The following is a 19505-nucleotide window of genomic DNA, read 5'->3' on the forward strand; positions in this document are numbered from 1 at the left end:
CTTTCCTCAGACTTTTGTTGTTACGGGCGTTTTGTTTTTTTCTCGTACATAGTTGTCGATTTCTACAGCAGCAATTTTTCCAGCACCCATGGCTAAAATTACTGTTGCTGCACCTGTTACGATATCTCCGCCGGCAAAGACGCCAGGAATTGATGTAGTTCCCGTTTTTGGATCCGCCTCAATGTAACCCCATTTTGTCAATTTAAGTTCTGGGAAAGTGGATAACAACACTTTATTGGACCCTTGACCGATTGCTTCGATCACTGTGTCAGCTTCGATAATAAATTCGCTATTTTTGATTGGAACTGGACGACGTCTTCCAGATTCATCTGGTTCACCTAGTTCCATTTTGACGCATTTCACACCATTTAAATCCCCAACACCGTTATTCATATATTCGACTGGATTGCTCAACCAATGATAGTCGATATCTTCTTCAACAGAATGATGGTATTCTTCGATACGCGCGGGCAATTCCTCTAATGACCTGCGATAGACAATACTGACATGATCAGCGCCTAAACGTTTAGCTGAACGCGCCGCATCCATTGCCACATTTCCACCACCGATCACTACAACATTTTTGGAACGTTTGATTGGTGTATCGAATTTCGGAAACTCATAACTATGCATCAAATTGATTCGTGTCAAATATTCGCTAGAAGAATAAACCCCATTCAATGCTGTTCCAGGTATTCCCATAAAGTTAGGAGCTCCAGCTCCAACAGAAATGTAGCAAGCATCAAATTCGTTCATGACCTCATCCATCGTGATTGTTTTACCAACCACAACATTGGTTTCGATCGTTACACCTAACGCTTCAATGCTTTCGATTTCTTTTTTTACAATTCTCTTAGGTAATCTAAATTCTGGAATGCCGTAAGTCAATACACCACCAGAATCATGTAGTGCTTCATAAATGATTACCTCATAGTTCATTTTTGCTAAATCACCAGCAACCGTTAAACCAGAAGGACCAGAACCAATGACGGCGATTCGACCAATTTTCGCTTCGTTATTTTGAATGCATTTCGAAAAATCTTGATTTTCTAAAGCCCAATCTGCAACTAAACGCTCTAATTTACCGATTGCGACTGGTTCAAAGTTTTTAGCCAGTCCCAACTTACAGACTTGTTCGCATTGCTTTTCCTGAGGACAAACTCTTCCACAAATTGCTGGAAGGTTCGTATATTTTCCTAAAATATCAGCTGCTTCCTGCATATTTCCTTTTTTAATTGCAAGAATAAATCCAGGAATATCTATCATCACAGGGCAACTGGCAATACAGGGAGCCTCTTTACATTGTAAACACCGAACAGCTTCAGCCGCACCTTCTTCGAGCGTATACCCTAAGCAAACCTCATCAAAATTTGACTTACGAATTGCTGGGTCTTGTTCAGCGATTGGTGTTTTTGTTCTACTTCTTCTAACCACGATTTATCACCTGCACTTTTTGATAATCCACCAAACAGGTTTCTTCTTCCGTCTTATATTGTTTCATGCGACTGATAAACTCATCCCAATTAACCTCTGTTCCTTTAAATTCTGGGCCATCGACACAGGCAAATTTGATACTCCCGTCGATCGTTACTCGACAGCCGCCACACATACCTGTTCCATCGATCATAATCGGGTTTAGTGAAACATAAAGTGGCAATTCATATTTTGCTGCAGTCATGGTACAAAATTTCATCATCATACTGGGACCAATCGCCCAACTACTGTTGATTGTTTCGTTTGCAATCACTTGCTCCATTGCATCCGTTACAAGACCTTTCATGCCTTTTGTACCATCATCTGTCGTGACGATCAGTTCATCAGAATATTGTCGACACTCCTCTTGAAGGATCACAAGTTCAGCTGTTTTGGCACCAAGAATTGTAATAACTCGATTTCCAGCTTTTTTTAACCCTTTAATGATTGGGAAAACTGCAGCAATTCCAACGCCACCGCCTACGATCATAACTGTCCCGTAATTTTTTATTTCTGTCGGCATACCAAGTGGTCCAGTTAAATCTAAAATGGTGTCACCAATCGTAAGTTTCCCCAGTTCAGCAGTTGTTTTACCTATTACTTGAAAAACTAAACGAATCTTACCGCCAGAATCATCAGTATCTGCAATTGTCAAAGGGATTCGTTCACCCATTTCATTGATCCGCAACATAACAAATTGTCCTGGCTTAGCCTTCTTGGCAATCCGAGGAGCCTCAATCCAAAAATCATATTCATTTTTCGAAAGCTGCTCACTTTTGGTTATTTTATACATATGGAGTACCGTTAATGAATGGCTTCATTCATTTTTCCTTCTTTCATATGATTTTAGAAACTTTTATAACCCAGACGTTAATTCTTGGACAAATTTTTTCAGTGCTTCAACATCTTCGTCTTCTGCATTATTTTCGATTTCAACTGTTTCAGCTACTTTTTTAGCGCCTGATTTTTCTAATGCAGCCACAAAATCATGAGCTGATTTGCAGAATAAATCTCCGTATTCACGATCGCCAGAACCCACCACGCCAAAAATTTTTCCAGCTAAATCTTTTTCTTCTAATTCATCATAGAAATCTTCAAATTCAAATGGTAATTCACCGTCACCATACGTATACGTAGCGATCACACATGCATCTGCATCATCAAAGAAGTCGACATCCACTTCTGAACACTCTTCTCTTTCTACATCAAATCCTGCTTCTTGCACCGTACTTTCTAATATTTCTGAAATTTCCTCTGTGTTGCCTGTCATACTTGCATAAATGATTTTTACTAATGCCATATTTACTCATCCTCTCACCTTTTTTACTTAATATTTTAAAGTATAAAAAGATAAGGTGTAACCCTTTTCATTCTTCTCATACTTAATATCAAAAAAGCATGTAGCTATGGTACTGTTAAAGACGTTTAGTTCCAAATTACCTTTTTCACATATCTCAAAAAAATTAAAACGCTTTCTTTTTAAATCAAACATTATGCAAAATCTTCCCTTATACTATACCATAATTCAGACCTTTAAAACAATATTTTTTAGGTAAAAAAAATAATTTTTAGCAACTTATTTTTATTTACATCAAAATAAGTCTTTTTCCCGTCCCAACAAGAGTATTGCCTCTAAAACAGCTCCGCCTAAAGCCCGTGCTTTATCCGATATTGTATAGCAATCGACTTGTTCAACTGGTCGTGGATCGACATCGCCACATTTTAATCCTGCTTGACATACTACTTTATCTGAAATCAAGCCTCTCAATACACCGTCTAGTGGTGATTCTACAGCTGCTTGACCTACATAAAAAAGCACTTCTCCCTTTTTCACAACATCTCCAATTTTTTTTACATGTTGAACGTTTCCTGATGTAGGTGAATGTATCACGCGTTCGGCACTTTTCCCACCGATTTCTCCAGGTATTCCAGTATTGGGGATGGCTGTCCCTTCAAAATACAATCGCCCTAAATAATGTCCTCTCATCGTTTCAACCACAACATCAACATCTTCTGGTGCTGAAAAGCCTGGTCCAAGAGCTATCGTAATAGGCGCCATCCTTTTGTTTGTACCTAGATTTCTTTTAGCTAGAATCGTATCGACCAAGACGATGGGCTTCAGTTCAGGCAAAGATTTCGCCTCGGCATCAATTAATATTGGAATCTGTTTATTGTTCCAGATCGTCTCACATTCTGACACAGAAGAAACGAAGACCGCTTCTATGTCTTCTACTTGCTGTTTGCTTTGGAAAATAGCTGTACACAATGCTACTGTACGGCGAATGGCCAATGGTTTCGCCGTTTCTAAAATCACTACTTTGAAACCTGTATGAGCTAATTTTTGGATAACACCAGTAGCCAAATCGCCGCCACCTCGCACAACTACGACAGTTTCAGAAATTGATTGTTTTATTTTTCCCATATGACAACTCCTTCTTTAGTTTGAATATTGCATGCAATTACTTTACTCAAACGTTTTAATAGCATTTTCGGCAGTAAAGATAAGACTTTTTTGGCCTGCCTTAATTGTTCTAACGTTTCGACTTGATTAATGCATAAGATACGTTGCCCATGGCTTTTTTCCCATAACCCAGTCGGACTGGCAATGATTTCGGCTAGTGTTTCTTCTTTGATTTTCTCTCCTTGAGTAGCACCTGTTGCTCGTAAAAATAACGCAAGACGATGAACAGTCATTTGGTCGATTGTTTTTCCAACAACAGATATTGGAACCAAGCCAATCGTAACAGTCGTTTCAGGTAAAACAACAGGCTCAAATGTTTCCCAGCCTTTTAAAGGTAATTGCTTAGAACCATCAGCTTCTAGAAAGGTCTTATCAAAATGTGGAAGTGACTCTTCAATCACCGTAAGTGGCAGTGAGCTTAGTTTATATCCACCTGCAGTAAGGTTTCCTGCTAAGGTGATCCCCTGCCCATCACTGCCTAAATTTGAAAAATTACTACTATAAAAAAAGTCATATGGACGATCAACAGGGTACCCAATCTTAGTTGTCGTGCTAACTAGAACATTTTGATTTCGATAATATTCGGCAAGATACCACATTAAACTTGTTTTTCCACCGCTTCCGATCAGTGAAACCACTTGTTGTCCCTTAAAATCAAAGCAATCAATCAGGGCTTCCATGGTACATACTTCCTTTCCTTCCTAGTTCTTTCAATCCTAAAAATTCCTTCGACCGGTATATTAGCTTCTGCTAGAAACGCTCGGCCATGTGTTAGATCTTCCATAGCTATCCTTAAACAAATTCCACAAAAATCCCCTAGACTTGTCGGCAACGCCATTACGGATACATGAATCTTTTTATTGAGCAATACTTTTTCACCGTGAACTGCATAATGGGTATTTTGAAACGTTAAAAGATACTCCATTTTTTCACCTCATCCTTAGAAATTAATGACTTTTTTTGCTTGTGCCATTACTTCTGTTATACCATACATAGTTGTGATTTCACCGATTGCTATTGTTTCTTTGATCTCGTAAAAATCTAAACACGCTCCACACGTACTGATTTGTGTTCCTTTCTCTAATAAAACTTGTAAGTCTTTTAAAGTATTAGAACCTTGATTTGTTAGAAATGCACCACTATTAAAAAATAACAGGTGTTCAGGTGGCGTGTCTAATTCAGTTAATGAATAAATGTAACTTTTTAATAACATTGCACCTAAATCAGCATCTCCGTCTCCCATTGTTTTTCTGCCAAAAGCGATCACTAATTCGTTATCTGAACTAGCAGAATTTAGTTGATCGAGGTGTTTGGGCACAGTGATTTCAACCGTTAATTCATCATTTTTATACTTTTGACTAATCGTTTTTAGCCCTAGACCCACAGCCATTTTTTCGATATTTTTTACGGATACTTCATTATCGACTGTTATTTCAATAGTTCCTCCAGCGTTGTTTAACTCACGAATCGCTTTTTTCGCCTCAATTACTGGAATTGGGCATGGTTTTCCTAATGCATTGATTTTTTTCATCGCTGTTCCTTCTTCCTTAGACCAGAATAATCGGCCGATTTGATTCTTTTTTATAAACCTCACCAATGATTGCAGCAACTGGGTCATTTTTTTGAATAGCTTTAAGACATTCCAGTGCTTTTTCTGCAGCAACACTGATAAGTAAGCCACCTGACGTTTGGGGGTCAAATAGAATTTCTTGGAATGCTGGTGAAACGGTGTTCAAATCGACTTTGCTCCCAATGCATTGACGATTTCTTTGCCCGGCTGCTGTCGCTAAAAATTCTTCTGCATAATAATATGTCTGAGGTAAAAGTGGTAATTGTTCCGTATCAATAATCAATGTCACATTGTCTCCAGCCATTTCTAGTGCATGAACCAGTAAACCAAATCCCGTCACATCAGTACAAGCATGAACAGGAAAATCACGCATTTTTTCCGCAGCATATTTATTTAATCGTTCCATTGATGCAATTGCTGCTGCTTCTGATTCTTTACAAGCGAGACCTCCTCTGACAGCTGATTGAATCATTCCAACACCTAAAGCTTTTGTAAGGATCAAGACATCACCTATTTTCGGTGTATTATTATGAATGATTTTTTGCGGATCAACTTGTCCTGTTACCGCCAGTCCGTATTTAGGTTCATGATCATAAATCGAATGGCCTCCGGCTAATGAAGCATTCGCTTCTTCAAGTTTTTCTGCACCACCGATCAGCATTTCTGAAAGCTTTTGTTTATCCATTTTTTCAGGAAAACAAACTAAATTTAATGCAAATAGGACTTGCCCTCCCATTGCATACACATCACTCATTGCATTTGCTGCGGCGATCCGACCAAACGTACGAGGATCTTCTACCATTGGCGAGAAAAAATCTACCGTTGAAATCAATGCAAGTTCCTCTGATACTTGATATATCGCCGCGTCATCCGATGCATCAAAAGCCACTAATAATTTCTCGTCAGAACTCTTGGGCAGATTCTTTAAAAATCCAGCTAATTCATTTGGTCCGATTTTAGCTCCACAGCCGCCAGACGTACATTGTGATAAAAAGTCCATTGATTTTCTCCTTTGCGTCTATTTCGACAAAATTTCTTTTAATGCTTTCAAGGTATAATCGATTTCATCAATCGTTGTGTGCCAACCAAAACTAAATCGTACCGCTCCGGTTTTTAACGTCCCGGCCGTTTGATGTGCAAGCGGAGAACAATGTAATCCACAACGTGTAATGATTTGATAACGATCGAATAATTGCTGAGCAAGTTCTCCTGGATCAAACATTGTTGACGTAATAGAAACAACTGGCACCATTTCCGCTGGGTCAACACTTCCTAAAATAGTTATAGGCAGATCTTTTAATCCTGTTAAAAATCGAGCAGTTATTGCTCGTTCATGCGTGACAATTTTATCTAAACCAAGTGTATTGATTGCTTTTAATGCACTCTTTAAGCTTAAAATACCAATTGTATTCAAGGTTCCAGGCTCAAATTTATCTGGCAAAAAACTAGGTTGCTCTAGTGACAATGAAGCACTTCCAGTTCCTCCACTCATCCAAGGATCAATTTTTTTCTCTATATTTTGAGCCAAAGCAAATCCGCCAATTCCAGAAAGACCCATCAAGCTTTTATGCCCTGTAAAAGCTAAAACATCGATCGACATTGTTTCCATATCAATAGGTAAGAAACCTGCTGTTTGAGCACAATCTAAAACTGTAATGATTCCATGAGCTTTTGCGATTTTGAAGCATTCTTTTATGGGTAAAATTGTGCCTAACACATTTGATGCATGAGTCATCACCATTACTTTGGTTTCTGGTCGGATCAATGATTCTATTTGAGTAGGATCAAGCTTTCCATCTGATTCACAGTGTAAATATGTCACGGAGATATTCTGTTGCATTTCCAACAAACGAAGCGGCCTAGCAACTGCATTATGTTCTACTTGTGTCGTTATGATATGATCATCAGATTTCAATAGGCCATTTAAAATCATGTTCAGCGAAGTTGTTGCATTTGCTGTGAAAATAATATGTGCTGGATCAGGTGCATGAAAAAAATCTGCTAAAGCAACACGCGTTTCAAAAATCAATCCAAGTTCATCACTGTTTTGCAAACCACGATTCGTATTTATATTATTATTTGCTTCTAAATAGTGACTCAACTCTTGGATAGTCGATTCAAATTTATAGTTGGACGTTGCTGCATAATTCAAATAAATTGGCTGCTTCATTTTAAAACCCTTTCCCTCTAATCTCCAAATTTTGATCGATCAATTTTTTATATTCTTCTGGTGTATCAATATCAATCAAACATTCAGAAGCTTTTACCTGAATTTCTCGCCATGCTTCTGGATGATTGTTACGAACAGCTCGTCCTCCAGAATCTCCTGTCACTTTTAGCAAATCTGAACGGAATTTTTCACCAAAGAAAATGGGACTGCATGGGGCGCCCAATCGATCCACTGGAAAAACGATCGTTTCTTTTGAATAAGCAGGAAAAAGTGATTCCAATAATGCTTGGTTTAACAAAGGTTGATCCACCGTAAGATAAAGATACCCTTCACCTGTTGCGGCTTTGGTGCCTAACCGAACACTTGCACTTTGCCCTTTTTTTGCTTCTGTATTCTGAATGATTTTTAGATTTTTGTGTCGCTCCAATCTTTGTAAATTTTCTGGTGAAATAACTAATATCCGCTCAAAAAATGCGAGTTTATTTGTAAGGTTTAGCGTATGCTCTAAAAAGGTCTTTCCCTGATAATCAAGAAATAATTTATTCTCGCCCATTCTTGTAGAAGAACCCGAAGCCATAATAACTGCACTTATTTTCAACATTTATGTGCTCCTTTTGTTTTACTCGATCATTAAAAATAAAAACGCACCCAATCTGATTTATCGGATGCGTTTCTGGCGCTATTGTGCGTCTTTTTTCAAGCACCTCACAAAATCATTTAATTATTTTTTCTTCTTTTGGTAAAATGTATCTTCCATTGGCAAGGTCGGTCTAAGTTGTCCGTCTAAAGCATAGTAAGCTCCGGCTAATGCTGGTGCTGTTGGGATCGTTGCTAACTCGCCCACACCTTTGATCCCATATGCTAAGCCGTCATGGATATTTTTTGCCTGAACTAAAATCGTTTCGATTGGCGGTACTTGTGCAGCATTAAGTAACCCTAATGTTGCATATTTTGCTTTCACATAACCTTCTTCTAAAACGAATTTTTCTGTTAACGCATAGCCCATTCCCATGACGATACCTCCTTCGATTTGGCCTTCGGCAGCTTTGGGATTAACGACTTGCCCCATATCATAAGCAGCTACAATCTTCTCTACTTTGCCTTTTTCATCCAAAATTGCGACTTCAGCCGCATAGCCATAACCTGCATGGCTAACCGGACTTTTTTTATCATTGATCAAAGGATCTGTCTTAGCTGAATATTCTCCGTAAAATTCTTGGCCTTCTAAATCCGATAACGCACGTCCCATATCTAGCTCATAACGCAATTGCATCGCTGCTCTTCTCGTTGCCTCTCCCGTAAATAAAGACTGTCGTGATGCGGTTGTTGTACCGGAATCTGGTGTTCTACGCGTATCTGGAGTCTCCGCAATAATCATTTCTGGTGGTAAATCTAAGGTTTCACACGCTACTTGAGTCGTAACAGTTGCCATCCCTTGTCCAATACATGCCGCACTGGTTCTAACATGGACTTTGCCTTCTTCAACTGAAACGATACAACGACCAACATCAGATAAACCAACACCAATCCCACTATTTTTAAAGAAACAAGATATTCCAGCTATTTCTGCTTTTTCATACGATTCTTTGACGGCTAGTAACGTCTCTTTAAGTGCTGCATTTTTTGATACTAATTGACCGTTTGGTAATGAATCACCTGGCCCAACCGCATTTTTATACCGGATATCCCATTGTGAGATTCCCACTTTTTCTGCTAATAAATTAAGATTGCTTTCAATCGCAAAAGCAGTTTGGCACACACCAAAACCACGAAATGCTCCAGATGGCGGATTATTCGTATAAACAGCGAATCCTTCTACATCAATATCTTGATATTTATACGGTCCAGCTGCATGTGTACAAGCACGTTGAAGTACTGGTCCTCCTAAAGAAGCATACGCACCAGTGTCTGCATAAATCACAGCTTTCATTGCAGTTAAATTCCCTTTAGCATCACAGCCTGTAGTAAAGTCCATCTCCATACCATGACGTTTGGGATGAATCATCAAGCTTTCTTGTCGACTAAGCAAAACTTTTACCGGTTTTTGCAAGCACCAAGCCGCAAGTGATGCGTGATGCTGCACACTCATATCTTCTTTTCCGCCGAAACCGCCACCCACTAATTTGGCTTGGACATGTACCTGCTCTTTTTCGATGCCTAACATACGCGCCACTTCACGTTGTTCATCATAAATACTTTGTCCTGCACTATAAAGTAAAATTCCAGATTCACCTTCAGGCATCGCAATTGCACACTCTGGTTCCATAAAGGCATGTTCGTTGATTGGGACTGAATAATGTTGGGTTACGACGTATTCAGATGCCGCCAACTGTTTATCTGCATTGCCGCGAATAAGATGTTCATGAGATAAAATATTGCCTTTTTCATGAATCAACGGTGCACCTTCTACCAATGCAGCCTCACAAGAAGTTATTGGTATTAATTCTTCATATTCAACTTCTACCAATTCTTTGATTTCTTCCAAGTCTTCTTTATCATTTGATACAACTAAAGCAATTGCATCACCGACATAACGAGTGATTTCGCCTTCTGGTATCATGACGTCCCAATCAGAGATAAATTCTAAGTGACCAATTTTATTATTTCCTGGAACATCTTTAGACGTTAACACAGTTACACAAGCTGGATGTTCCAGCGCTTTACTCGTATCGATTTTTAAAACTTTCGCTCTTGGATAGGTACTGCGGACAGCTGAAGCATGAAGCATCCCAACAACGCTAATATCATCGACATACAATCCAGTTCCCAATGTTTTTTCAATGGCATCAACTCTTTTGAAATCTTCACCTAATTTTCCATTTGAGTGTTCCTTTGGAATGCTCAATTCTTCACGAAATAGTTTAGCTGCTAATTGAATTGCTTCCACAATCTTTACATAACCTGTACAACGACAGATATTGCCACGAATCGCTTTTCTTACCTCTTCATCACTAGGATTCGCTTTTTTATTTAGTAAACCATGCGCTGAGATCACGATTCCAGGAATACAATAGCCGCATTGTACTGCACCAGTTTTAGCAAAAGCATAGGCATAAACATCTTTTTGGCGTTGATCCAGTCCTTCGATCGTGACAACTTCTTTTCCGTCTAACTTCTCTAAACTAAATAAACACGATTTGGAAACCCTTCCATTTATCAATACTGAACAAGCACCACAAGAACCTTGGTTACAGCCATCTTTTGTCCCCGTCAACCTTAAATCGTCTCGCAAAAAATCCATCAACTTCTTATTTGTTCCGCAGGTTTCCGTCTTACCATTTACTACCAATGAATACATTCTTCTTTACACCTCAATTTCTGTTATAAGTATAGCTTTTAATCACTATGATTATACCATAAAATTTAGGTCTAAAAATTATTATTTAGCAAAAAAACATTTTTTGTTTATTTTTCCTGAATACCGATCAATGCGGCACCAATTGCTCCTGCATATTGTGACAGTTCTTGATCATAGTATACTTCTTTTTTAGTATACTCGGCAACCAGTTCTGCTACTTTTCTGCTGTGTGACAAGCCTCCTGAAAAAAAGATTGCTCCTTGGTCGGGATTGATTTGTCTATGTTGATTGCTGATACGAGCAGCGATTGAATGTAGAACTCCTAACGCAATATTTTCTCTTTTTTCACCTTTGCCAATTAAGCTAATGACTTCTGATTCTGCAAACACCGTACACATACTATTGATTTTTACCGGTTTAGCTGTAGCAACAAAGCTATCGATTTGGTCGATTTCTTCTCCTAATGTTCGCATTAATACTTCAACAAATCGTCCAGTTCCAGCAGCACATTTGTCATTCATATTAAAATCTAAAACATGCCCATCCTTATCCATTTTGATTACCTTGCTATCTTGACCACCAATGTCGATCACATTTTGAATACTGTGACTAAGATAGGATGCACCTTTAGCGTGACAGGTAATTTCAGTAACTGCTTTATCAGCGTTTAATAATTTTCGACCATAGCCAGTTGTAATTATTTTGTGTTGTTCATTATTGCTTAACTCAGTGATGACTTGCTCAGCTGCTTGTCTTGGATCACCAGCTGTCAATACCAACCATTTTTTTATTAGTTGATTATGTTCAAAAAGAACCCCTTTAGTGGTAGTTGATCCACTATCAAGACCAATCACTTTCATGATGAACAATCCTCCAACATTTCGATAAAGGCAGTTACTCGTGTATTGATTTGTTCGATATCGGCTGTAGAATAATCAGTTTCTAAGTATAGATACGGGACATTTTTTTCCTTCTGGCAAAACCGTCTAATTTTTAAGGCTTCGATTGAATATGGATGGCATGATTGCAATACCATATCCACTACGCCGGTTACTTGATACTCGTCGATCATTTGGCTCAATAGATCAAAACGACTCGTATTATTGGATATGCATGCACAGCCGATATCAATATATTTTTCAGCTAAGGCTTCATAACTATCTGCCTTTTCTTCATCCACTAATCGTTCAACAGCTTTGGCGACTGTACAATTTTCAAAACCGACAATAGTACCGCCATTTTCTTCAATTGCTCGAATAACTTTTTCAGTCACACCACCCATTGGAGAGCCTGTAATCAGGATTCTAGGTTTGCCATCTGGCTGATGTTGTTCAGGATACTGTGCGAGAACTTTTTTTGTTGTATCATCTAGTCTTTGGATCAGGTTTTCTTTATCGAAGGTATAATTGGCACCATACATGACTTTGAAAATTTCTGACCCTTCAATTGCAGGCGGATTTAGTTTGCCTAGTCCATAAAACTTTTTTCTAGCTGTTCGTTCCCTATTTTTTAAACGAATGGCTTCTTTAATCCCGTCTTCTGTAATTGTTACATCGAGAAAAGTTTCTAATTTTTCTTTAAAACGAACGATTTCATTTTTCCATAATTCAAATGCTACTTTGGAATTTCGTGCGTTAGGTAAATTCATTAAATAAAGTGGTTTGAATTCTTCCATGTATTCGTACATCTTTTTTTTGCCGTCACACGTTGTTTCGCCTACCACTAAATCAGAGAAATAGAAGAATGGACATTTATCTGTTTTACCAAAACCATAACTAGACTTAATTAGGGGACACAGATTTCTCGGTAGATCTTCCTCTGCTGCTGAAATTGTTTCATCTGATGTAGAGCAAAGACTGATTTGAACGGCATCTGCTGCTAATACGATTTCTTCTGGCATAAACGTGCAATACACGCCTACAACTGGCACACCTTGTTCTTTTAATTTTTTGACCTGAACAAATCCTTGACGTCTGGCATCATCAAACTCTGCAAAAATTTCTGGTAAATCTGTTTTGATTTTCATAAAACCTCTCCTAGTATCATTTTTATTGAGCATTTGTGAGAATCGTTTTAACTTGTTCTGAAGTTGGTTCAACATGGTAGAAAAGAGAGTAGAGCTCTTTTAGTGTCTCTTCGATATCTAGCTTATATTGTTCTGGATAAACCAATTGTCCTAGCCATTGAATTCCCATGATACGATTGACAGAGGGTGGCGAACCTAAAACATTATAAGGAACTGTTGGAACTTGATAAACTTTTCCTTCCTTAACTGCTGTCAGCTCTTGCCAAGACTCATCTGTTTTGATTAGTTCATAGACATCTTTTGTCTCAGCTAAAATATAATCTGGTTGCCACTGAACTAATTGTTCCATTGAAATGAGCGTACCTCCACCTTTTGATACAATATCAACCCCTGTAGCAGCATTTTTAGCCCCAATTTCATCTATTACTTGAGCATGAAATGAACCTTCAGCGTTTGTATTTAGACCAGCATTTCCTGAGGCATAATAAATCCTTTTTTGATCGGATTCTTTTAATGAAGATCGAACACTATCTGCTTGTTTTAGAACCTTTTGGCAATATTTACTAAGCTTTTCTGTTTCTTTTGTCTCCCCAAGTAAGTCCCCTATTTTTTTATACGTTTCAGGCATATTTTTTAAATTGGCTTCAATGAAAATCGTTGGAATATTGATCTGATCCTGTAATTTATCCATATCTTCTTTTACTGTCTTTTTAGCTTCACCGATGTCGATGATCACATCTGGTTCAGCCGCACTTAATGCTTCCATATTTAAACTAGCATTCTTTCCATAAAATTGACCAAAGTTAGGTAAATTTTGATATTTTTTATCAATAAATTCTTTTGCTTCCGTTGAAAATGGCGTTGCTAAACCAACTAGTAAATCTGGTGAACTTGTGTACAATACTAGTTGAGCTAATGGACCTGATGGCGCAATTTTTTTAATTTTAGTCGGAACAATGACTTCACGTCCAGCAGAATCAACAAATGTACGTGTATTTACCTCTTGTCTTTGGACCGAACGAACAGTGGTCTCCATATTCTCAGTTTCACTTGTGTTTTGGTTATTATTTGAACAACCGATCATCGTAAGAATCGTTACGCCTAATAACAAAGTCAAACTTGGTTTTCTTGTCATTTTGTTTCATCCTTTCTATTCAATAGTTTTTTCGTTGGTAAACAGATTCTTTGTTCATATGCCGTCAGTTCGTGAACGGTGATTGGCACATGATACATAGCCTCTAACTGTCGACTTGTTAAGATGTTTTTTGGGGTACCTTGCATCAGCTGTCCTTCATGTAAAACTAAAACATAATCAGCATATTGTAAGGCATGGTTTGGATCATGTGTGGATTGAATAATCAAATAGCCTTGCTCAGCTAGCTTTTGAATCATTTCTAAAACCATGATTTGATTTCCATAATCAAGATTGGCACAAGGTTCATCCATGATAATGATCTTACTTTGTTGAGCCACTGAGCGTGCAATAATCACAAGCTGCTGCTCTCCACCGCTGATTTCTGAATAAGTGCGATTCTTTAAATGGGAAATATTTAGTATGGTCAAGGCTGATTCTGCTAATTCATTTTCAGCTTGACCAGGTTGCTGATAATTTTTTAATCTGGCCGTCGTTCCCATCAAAACCATTTCAAAAACAGTAAAATGAAAGACTCCACGTTGTTTTTGCGGAATATAAGAAATCAATTGTGCAAGTTCATTCCTTTTACACTCTGTTATCAAACGACCGTTGATTTTAATAGATCCTATATTAGGATTTAATACTCCAAGTAAACATTTAAACAATGTACTTTTCCCCACTCCATTTTTCCCTAATAAACAAACCGACTGCCCATATTCAAGTTTAAATGAAATGTTCTTTAGTATGTTTTGTTTTCTATAAGCAAATTCTAAATCAATTACTTCCAACATCACAACGCCTCCTCATTCTCTAATCGAACGATTATTTTTAGCAATCAATACTAGAAAAATCGGTGCACCTATAAACGATGTCAAGATCCCGATCGGTATCTCGCTTGTCGAAATCAATCGGGAAAAATCATCTACAAATAATAGAAAAGTACCACCTACTATTGCTGTTACTGGAATACTATAGCGGTAGTCATTGCCGATCAACATCCGCGAAAAATGCGGTACAACTAATCCTACCCAACCAATCAACCCACTGACAGATACCGCACTTGCTGTAATCAAGGTGGCAGCCATAATCAAAATCACTCTTAAAACACGATTGTTCACACCTAAGGTCAAGGCTTCTTCTTCACCTAAAGAAATAACATTTAAACGCCAACGTAACAAGAATATCGGGATCATTCCAACTAAAATCAAAGGTGCTACAAATGGAATGTCTTGTATTTTAATTGATGACAAACTCCCCATTAGCCAATACGTGATTGCTGGAAGTGTATTCGTCGGATCGCCTACTAATTTCAAAAAGGAAACAGCCGAAGAAAAAAGCGATCCCACCATCATCCCGATCAAAACCATATTCAAAACAGAGTCAGTCCGCAAAAATTTACTCACTAAAAGTACCGCACCCACTGCTAGTAACCCAAAAATAAAAGACAGTAAAATCACTTGTTCATACGTCAAAGAGAAAAATAATCCAATAGCAGCCCCAAACGCAGCGCCTTGTGAAGCACCCAGGATATCTTGTGAAATCATCGGGTTTTGAAATAGAGCTTGGTAGGTTGCCCCAGCTACCGAGATACCCGCACCGATGAGCACTGCCATGAGGATTCTAGGAAAACGAATCTTAAACAAAATCGTCTCAACTTGACTACTGCAAGTTTGCTCCAACGGAATTATTTTGTTCAAAATAGCTCGAAAGAAATCTCCACTAGCAATTGGAAACTTCCCTAAAAAGAAAGAGATTGTAAACACTAGCAGAAAAAGTAACACCGAACCTAAAATGATCATTTTTTTCTGGTTGATCTTCGAGTATCTATCCTTCATTGCGCTCACTCCTATTTTGACCGATTTCATCTTGATGTTGCTCGCTTTTTAACTAATTCTCCAGCAACGCTGATTGCAAGTTCTGCGGGAGTTTCTGCTTTTATTTTTAATCCAATTGGCATATTGATACGTTTTATATCTGTCATCGAAAAGCCGCATTCTTTTAATTTTTTGATTTGTGTAGCAATCTTTTGTTTGCTTCCCATTACACCAATGTAGTGGGCTGAGGTTTCCAATAATTGTTTTGCTAACAGAAAATCAAATTGATGACCACGCGTCATCACTACCGCATAGTCTGCTTCGGTGATTCCAATTGAGGCTTCAATATTATTCAAATCAATGACCTTCCGCTGATCTGCATCCGGAAATACAGTTTCTGTTAAAAAGTCTGCCCGGTCATCTAAAACGACACAATAAAAATCCAGTGTTTTTAAAACAGGAACCAAAGCTTGAGCAACATGACCACCGCCAAAAACAAAGACTTTGCCTGTTTGCAATAATGGTTCTATTGAATAAATGTGCCCATCAATGTTGACTTGTGTCAATCTTGGTAGAAACTGAGCCTCTTTTAATTCAATAGGTACATTTCCAATTAATCCAGTTTCTAAACTATACAACCCAAAACCATTTGCTCCTTCAGCGTTTAATTCAGTAAGTAACCAACACTGCTGATTATGTTGGAAATGGTTGATGATTTCTTCACAGACTTCCTGCACACTGGCATCTTGCCAAGCAAGATATTGAAAAAAGAGTGCTACATTTCCACCACAAATCATGCCTAGATCTACAATATCATTTGGTGCTAGTACAAATTTTTCTGCTCTAGACAGATGATGCTTCAACACTTCTTTCGCAATTTTTTCTCCGCGAAACTCAACTGCACCGCCACCAATCGTTCCAGCGATTCTTCCAGATTTCCCCACTAGCATTCGAGCACCTGCACTTCTTGGTGTCGACCCTGAACTTTCAATCACTGTGACTAAGACTGTATCTTGTTTTTGTTTGATTGCTTCGTCTATTTGTTGAAAAAATCCCTTCATTCTCTTTCCTCCAACTCTACTATTTCTGGATTTAAATCATCATTGAAAATCTCTGAAAAATATTGATTCGTGATTTGATACGTTTTCTTTTGAAAAAGTAAAAACTTCGCTGTAAGGCGTTTCCCTTGTGTTGTTACTGTCGATCCACCACCATTATTGCCTCCTACACTTTTATTGATCAGAGGGTAGCCCAACTCTTCTTCAGCTTTTTTGATCATCCGCCATGCTTTGTTATATGACATATGCATCTGTTTCGCCGCTGTATTTAGCGAGCCAGTTTGAGAAATCCGTTGAAGTAATTCAACAACGCCCGGTCCGAAAAAAATTCGGTTTGTTCGCAACTTTAGATTAAGCGTATAATTAAATGCCTCTTGCTCTTTCAACCTAAAACCTCCTTTCGTTATACTTCAAAAAGATAACGATTTCTAAAAAAAATTATTCCATTAAAAATTTGAGAAGTTGATTTTTGACAATACTATAATTATGTTCATTCAACTTGAGAATTTGACCATTCTCTTTAAGAATTTCTTGTCTTAACATTACTCTTTGTTGTCCTATTTCTAATTTTTCAAGCGTGTATTTTTTTTGTTTATGATAATTTTCTTCTGATTTAAACACGCCTAGAATTTTTTTAGGTTGTTGGATCAGTGTTAAAAGTTCAACCTTGAATGGACTTGATAATAATTCGATGCCCCCGATTTCATCTAGTAAAATAATATCGGCCGTGTCGTTTTTAGCTTCTTTTAATAACGCTTTTCCAAACGTTTCAAATACCTGTAAATTTCTTGTTCGTCGCCCCTTCTCAGTGTGGATAAAGCAATGATCTGCAATTGGCGTCATATCTGGAGTTTGTTGTCCCCATTCTTTTGCTGCTCTCAGTTCAAATCCAACGATGTGTCCTTGATCATTAATTCGGCGATTCACGTAAAAACCGCTGACAGATTTTCCTGTAGCCATTATTACTTCTCGTAGTAAAGTGGACTTTCCAATAAATTTGTCCCCTTCTAGAAAAAAATTATTCATGTTTCATTTTCCTTTACTTACTTGATTTCTTCATAAAAATAATGCAAAAGACAAAACTGTTTATTCATTTATCTTTTGCATCTTTTTTAAAAGAGAAAATCTTAATTGTTATTCAATTGCCAGTTGCTTCTCTTCTTTAAGGACCACATTCAAAATAACTGCAACGATTGTCGTTAAAATAACCTCTGAGTTTCCAAAAATCGTTGTTACCCATGGTGGAAAACCACTCAAACAGCCTACTGACAAGGTAACGCCGATACCAAAAGCTAACGCAATCCCCACAACACCAGTATTTCTAGGTGTCAATTCTTGTGTTGATATCATCCGTACTCCTGTCATCGAAATCGAGGCAAAAACAGAAACAGTCGCACCACCGATCACTGCATAAGGAATCGTTGTCAAAATCGATGCAACTTTTGGAACAAATCCTGCTATTAGTAAGATTACAGAAGCAAAAACCATAACGTATTTATTGATTACCCTTGTCACCGTAACAAGTCCGACGTTTTGACCAAATGTTGCAACAGGTACCGAACCAAAGAAACTACCAATAAAATTCGAGAAACCGCTTCCCATAATTCCACCTGAAAGTTCTTTGTCCGTTGGTTCCCGATCCATTGCACCAACTGTCGTTGCAGTAAATTGTCCAATAGCTTGGACTGCATCAACGATGAACATTACTACTAAGGTCAAGATCGGAACAATTTGAAAATCCAAGCCAAAATAAAGCGGTGTAATCACTTGAAAAACAGAAGCTTCTTTAACAGGTGTAAAATTGACCATTCCTAAAACCAACGATACAATGTAACCAATAATCATTCCATTCAAAATAGAAGATAATTTAAGAAATCCTTTTGAAAAATAGTTAAAATAAAATACCACGCCAAACGTCAGTAACGCGACTAACCAATTCTGTGCTGACCCAAAATCAGGACTTCCAGCTCCACCAGCCATATATTTAATGGCAACTGGAAAAAGCGACAACCCAATACTTAAAATTACAGTCCCTGTGACAAGCGGCGGAAACAATATTCGAATTTTTTTTATTGATAATCCTACTAAAATCACTAAAATACTTCCAACTAATTGAGCGCCAAAAATCGCTGCAATCCCAAAGTCTCCCCCGATAGCCATTAAAATCGGGACATATGCAAAGCTAGCCCCCATCATGACAGGTAACCTAGAACCGACTTTTCCAAAAATCGGAAACAGTTGAATAAAGGTTGCTACGGCAGAGAAAATCAGTGACGTTTGAATCATGATCGTTGTATCTCCAGAACTTAGGTTACAGACTTTGGCAATCATGATTCCTGGCGTAACGATCCCGACAACTGCTGCTACTACGTGCTGTAAGCCCATTGGAACGGCTTCTTTGATCGATAACTTGGCATCATAGTCAAACAATGCCTTTTCTTCTTTTTCACTCATAGGCAAGTTTCCTTCTTCGCTTTTTATTTTAAAAAGGACTGCACTT

20 protein-coding genes are annotated in these 19505 nt (G+C 38.0%); all 20 read right to left on the minus strand.

Features of this window, described 5'->3' with window-relative positions; genetic code table 11:
* Positions 1-6: 6 nt before the first annotated feature.
* The 20 genes from gltA to IGJ02_RS10255 all read right to left on the minus strand — a co-directional run bounded on the left by gltA (position 7) and on the right by IGJ02_RS10255 (position 19459).
* A complete protein-coding gene (gene gltA, locus IGJ02_RS10160) occupies positions 7-1434 on the minus strand; it encodes an NADPH-dependent glutamate synthase (RefSeq protein WP_010763343.1) in 1428 nt (475 codons plus the stop codon).
* Positions 1427-2266, minus strand: coding sequence for a sulfide/dihydroorotate dehydrogenase-like FAD/NAD-binding protein (locus IGJ02_RS10165; protein WP_430601901.1), 840 nt, complete (start codon positions 2264-2266; stop codon positions 1427-1429). The genes gltA and IGJ02_RS10165 overlap by 8 nt, the downstream gene beginning before the upstream one ends.
* Before the next feature lie 63 nt (positions 2267-2329).
* A complete protein-coding gene (locus IGJ02_RS10170; protein WP_010763341.1) occupies positions 2330-2773 on the minus strand; it encodes a flavodoxin in 444 nt (147 codons plus the stop codon).
* Between the two features lie 291 nt (positions 2774-3064).
* The gene (yqeB, locus tag IGJ02_RS10175; protein WP_430601903.1) at positions 3065-3895 is read right to left on the minus strand and encodes a selenium-dependent molybdenum cofactor biosynthesis protein YqeB; all 831 of its coding nucleotides are present in this window, start codon (positions 3893-3895) and stop codon (positions 3065-3067) included.
* Positions 3883-4614 (minus strand): selenium cofactor biosynthesis protein YqeC, encoded by a 732-nt coding sequence (gene yqeC / locus IGJ02_RS10180; protein ID WP_010763339.1) that lies wholly within the window; start codon positions 4612-4614, stop codon positions 3883-3885. Before yqeC ends, yqeB begins: the two co-directional genes overlap by 13 nt.
* Positions 4602-4859 carry a DUF3343 domain-containing protein gene (locus IGJ02_RS10185; protein ID WP_010763338.1) on the minus strand — a complete coding sequence of 86 codons (258 nt, stop codon included), beginning with the start codon at positions 4857-4859 and terminating at the stop codon, positions 4602-4604. Before IGJ02_RS10185 ends, yqeC begins: the two co-directional genes overlap by 13 nt.
* 15 nt (positions 4860-4874) lie before the next feature.
* Positions 4875-5465, minus strand: a complete 591-nt coding sequence (gene yedF, locus IGJ02_RS10190; protein ID WP_010763337.1) for a sulfurtransferase-like selenium metabolism protein YedF — start codon at positions 5463-5465, stop codon at positions 4875-4877.
* Positions 5466-5481: 16 nt separating this feature from the next.
* The gene (gene selD / locus IGJ02_RS10195) at positions 5482-6504 is read right to left on the minus strand and encodes a selenide, water dikinase SelD (RefSeq protein WP_430601906.1); all 1023 of its coding nucleotides are present in this window, start codon (positions 6502-6504) and stop codon (positions 5482-5484) included.
* A gap of 18 nt (positions 6505-6522) precedes the next feature.
* Positions 6523-7674: a selenocysteine lyase SclA gene (gene sclA, locus IGJ02_RS10200; protein ID WP_430601907.1), complete on the minus strand. Its 1152-nt coding sequence runs from the start codon at positions 7672-7674 to the stop codon at positions 6523-6525.
* A gap of 1 nt (position 7675) precedes the next feature.
* Positions 7676-8275: an NTP transferase domain-containing protein gene (locus tag IGJ02_RS10205; protein ID WP_430601908.1), complete on the minus strand. Its 600-nt coding sequence runs from the start codon at positions 8273-8275 to the stop codon at positions 7676-7678.
* A gap of 120 nt (positions 8276-8395) precedes the next feature.
* The gene (xdh, locus tag IGJ02_RS10210; RefSeq protein WP_430601909.1) at positions 8396-10972 is read right to left on the minus strand and encodes a selenium-dependent xanthine dehydrogenase; all 2577 of its coding nucleotides are present in this window, start codon (positions 10970-10972) and stop codon (positions 8396-8398) included.
* 107 nt (positions 10973-11079) lie between these two features.
* On the minus strand, positions 11080-11832 hold the full coding sequence (locus tag IGJ02_RS10215) for an acyl-CoA dehydratase activase (RefSeq protein WP_430601910.1): 753 nt from the start codon (positions 11830-11832) through the stop codon (positions 11080-11082).
* A complete protein-coding gene (locus tag IGJ02_RS10220; RefSeq protein WP_430601911.1) occupies positions 11829-12998 on the minus strand; it encodes a double-cubane-cluster-containing anaerobic reductase in 1170 nt (389 codons plus the stop codon). The genes IGJ02_RS10215 and IGJ02_RS10220 overlap by 4 nt, the downstream gene beginning before the upstream one ends.
* A 22-nt stretch (positions 12999-13020) precedes the next feature.
* The gene (locus IGJ02_RS10225) at positions 13021-14133 is read right to left on the minus strand and encodes an ABC transporter substrate-binding protein (protein ID WP_430601912.1); all 1113 of its coding nucleotides are present in this window, start codon (positions 14131-14133) and stop codon (positions 13021-13023) included.
* On the minus strand, positions 14130-14924 hold the full coding sequence (locus IGJ02_RS10230; protein WP_430601913.1) for an ABC transporter ATP-binding protein: 795 nt from the start codon (positions 14922-14924) through the stop codon (positions 14130-14132). The genes IGJ02_RS10225 and IGJ02_RS10230 overlap by 4 nt, the downstream gene beginning before the upstream one ends.
* 12 nt (positions 14925-14936) lie before the next feature.
* Positions 14937-15968, minus strand: coding sequence for a FecCD family ABC transporter permease (locus tag IGJ02_RS10235; RefSeq protein ID WP_430601914.1), 1032 nt, complete (start codon positions 15966-15968; stop codon positions 14937-14939).
* A 26-nt stretch (positions 15969-15994) separates the two neighbouring features.
* Entirely contained in the window at positions 15995-17008 is a 1014-nt protein-coding gene (locus IGJ02_RS10240; protein WP_430601915.1) for an XdhC family protein, read from the minus strand.
* Positions 17005-17391, minus strand: coding sequence for a winged helix-turn-helix domain-containing protein (locus tag IGJ02_RS10245; protein WP_010763326.1), 387 nt, complete (start codon positions 17389-17391; stop codon positions 17005-17007). Before IGJ02_RS10245 ends, IGJ02_RS10240 begins: the two co-directional genes overlap by 4 nt.
* A gap of 52 nt (positions 17392-17443) precedes the next feature.
* Positions 17444-18031, minus strand: a complete 588-nt coding sequence (locus IGJ02_RS10250; protein WP_430601916.1) for a nucleoside-triphosphatase — start codon at positions 18029-18031, stop codon at positions 17444-17446.
* Between the two features lie 108 nt (positions 18032-18139).
* Positions 18140-19459, minus strand: coding sequence for a nucleobase:cation symporter-2 family protein (locus IGJ02_RS10255; protein ID WP_430601917.1), 1320 nt, complete (start codon positions 19457-19459; stop codon positions 18140-18142).
* Positions 19460-19505 lie beyond the last annotated feature (46 nt).

This window comes from Enterococcus sp. DIV0724b, from assembly GCF_050531475.1.
Classification (GTDB): domain Bacteria; phylum Bacillota; class Bacilli; order Lactobacillales; family Enterococcaceae; genus Enterococcus_L; species Enterococcus_L haemoperoxidus.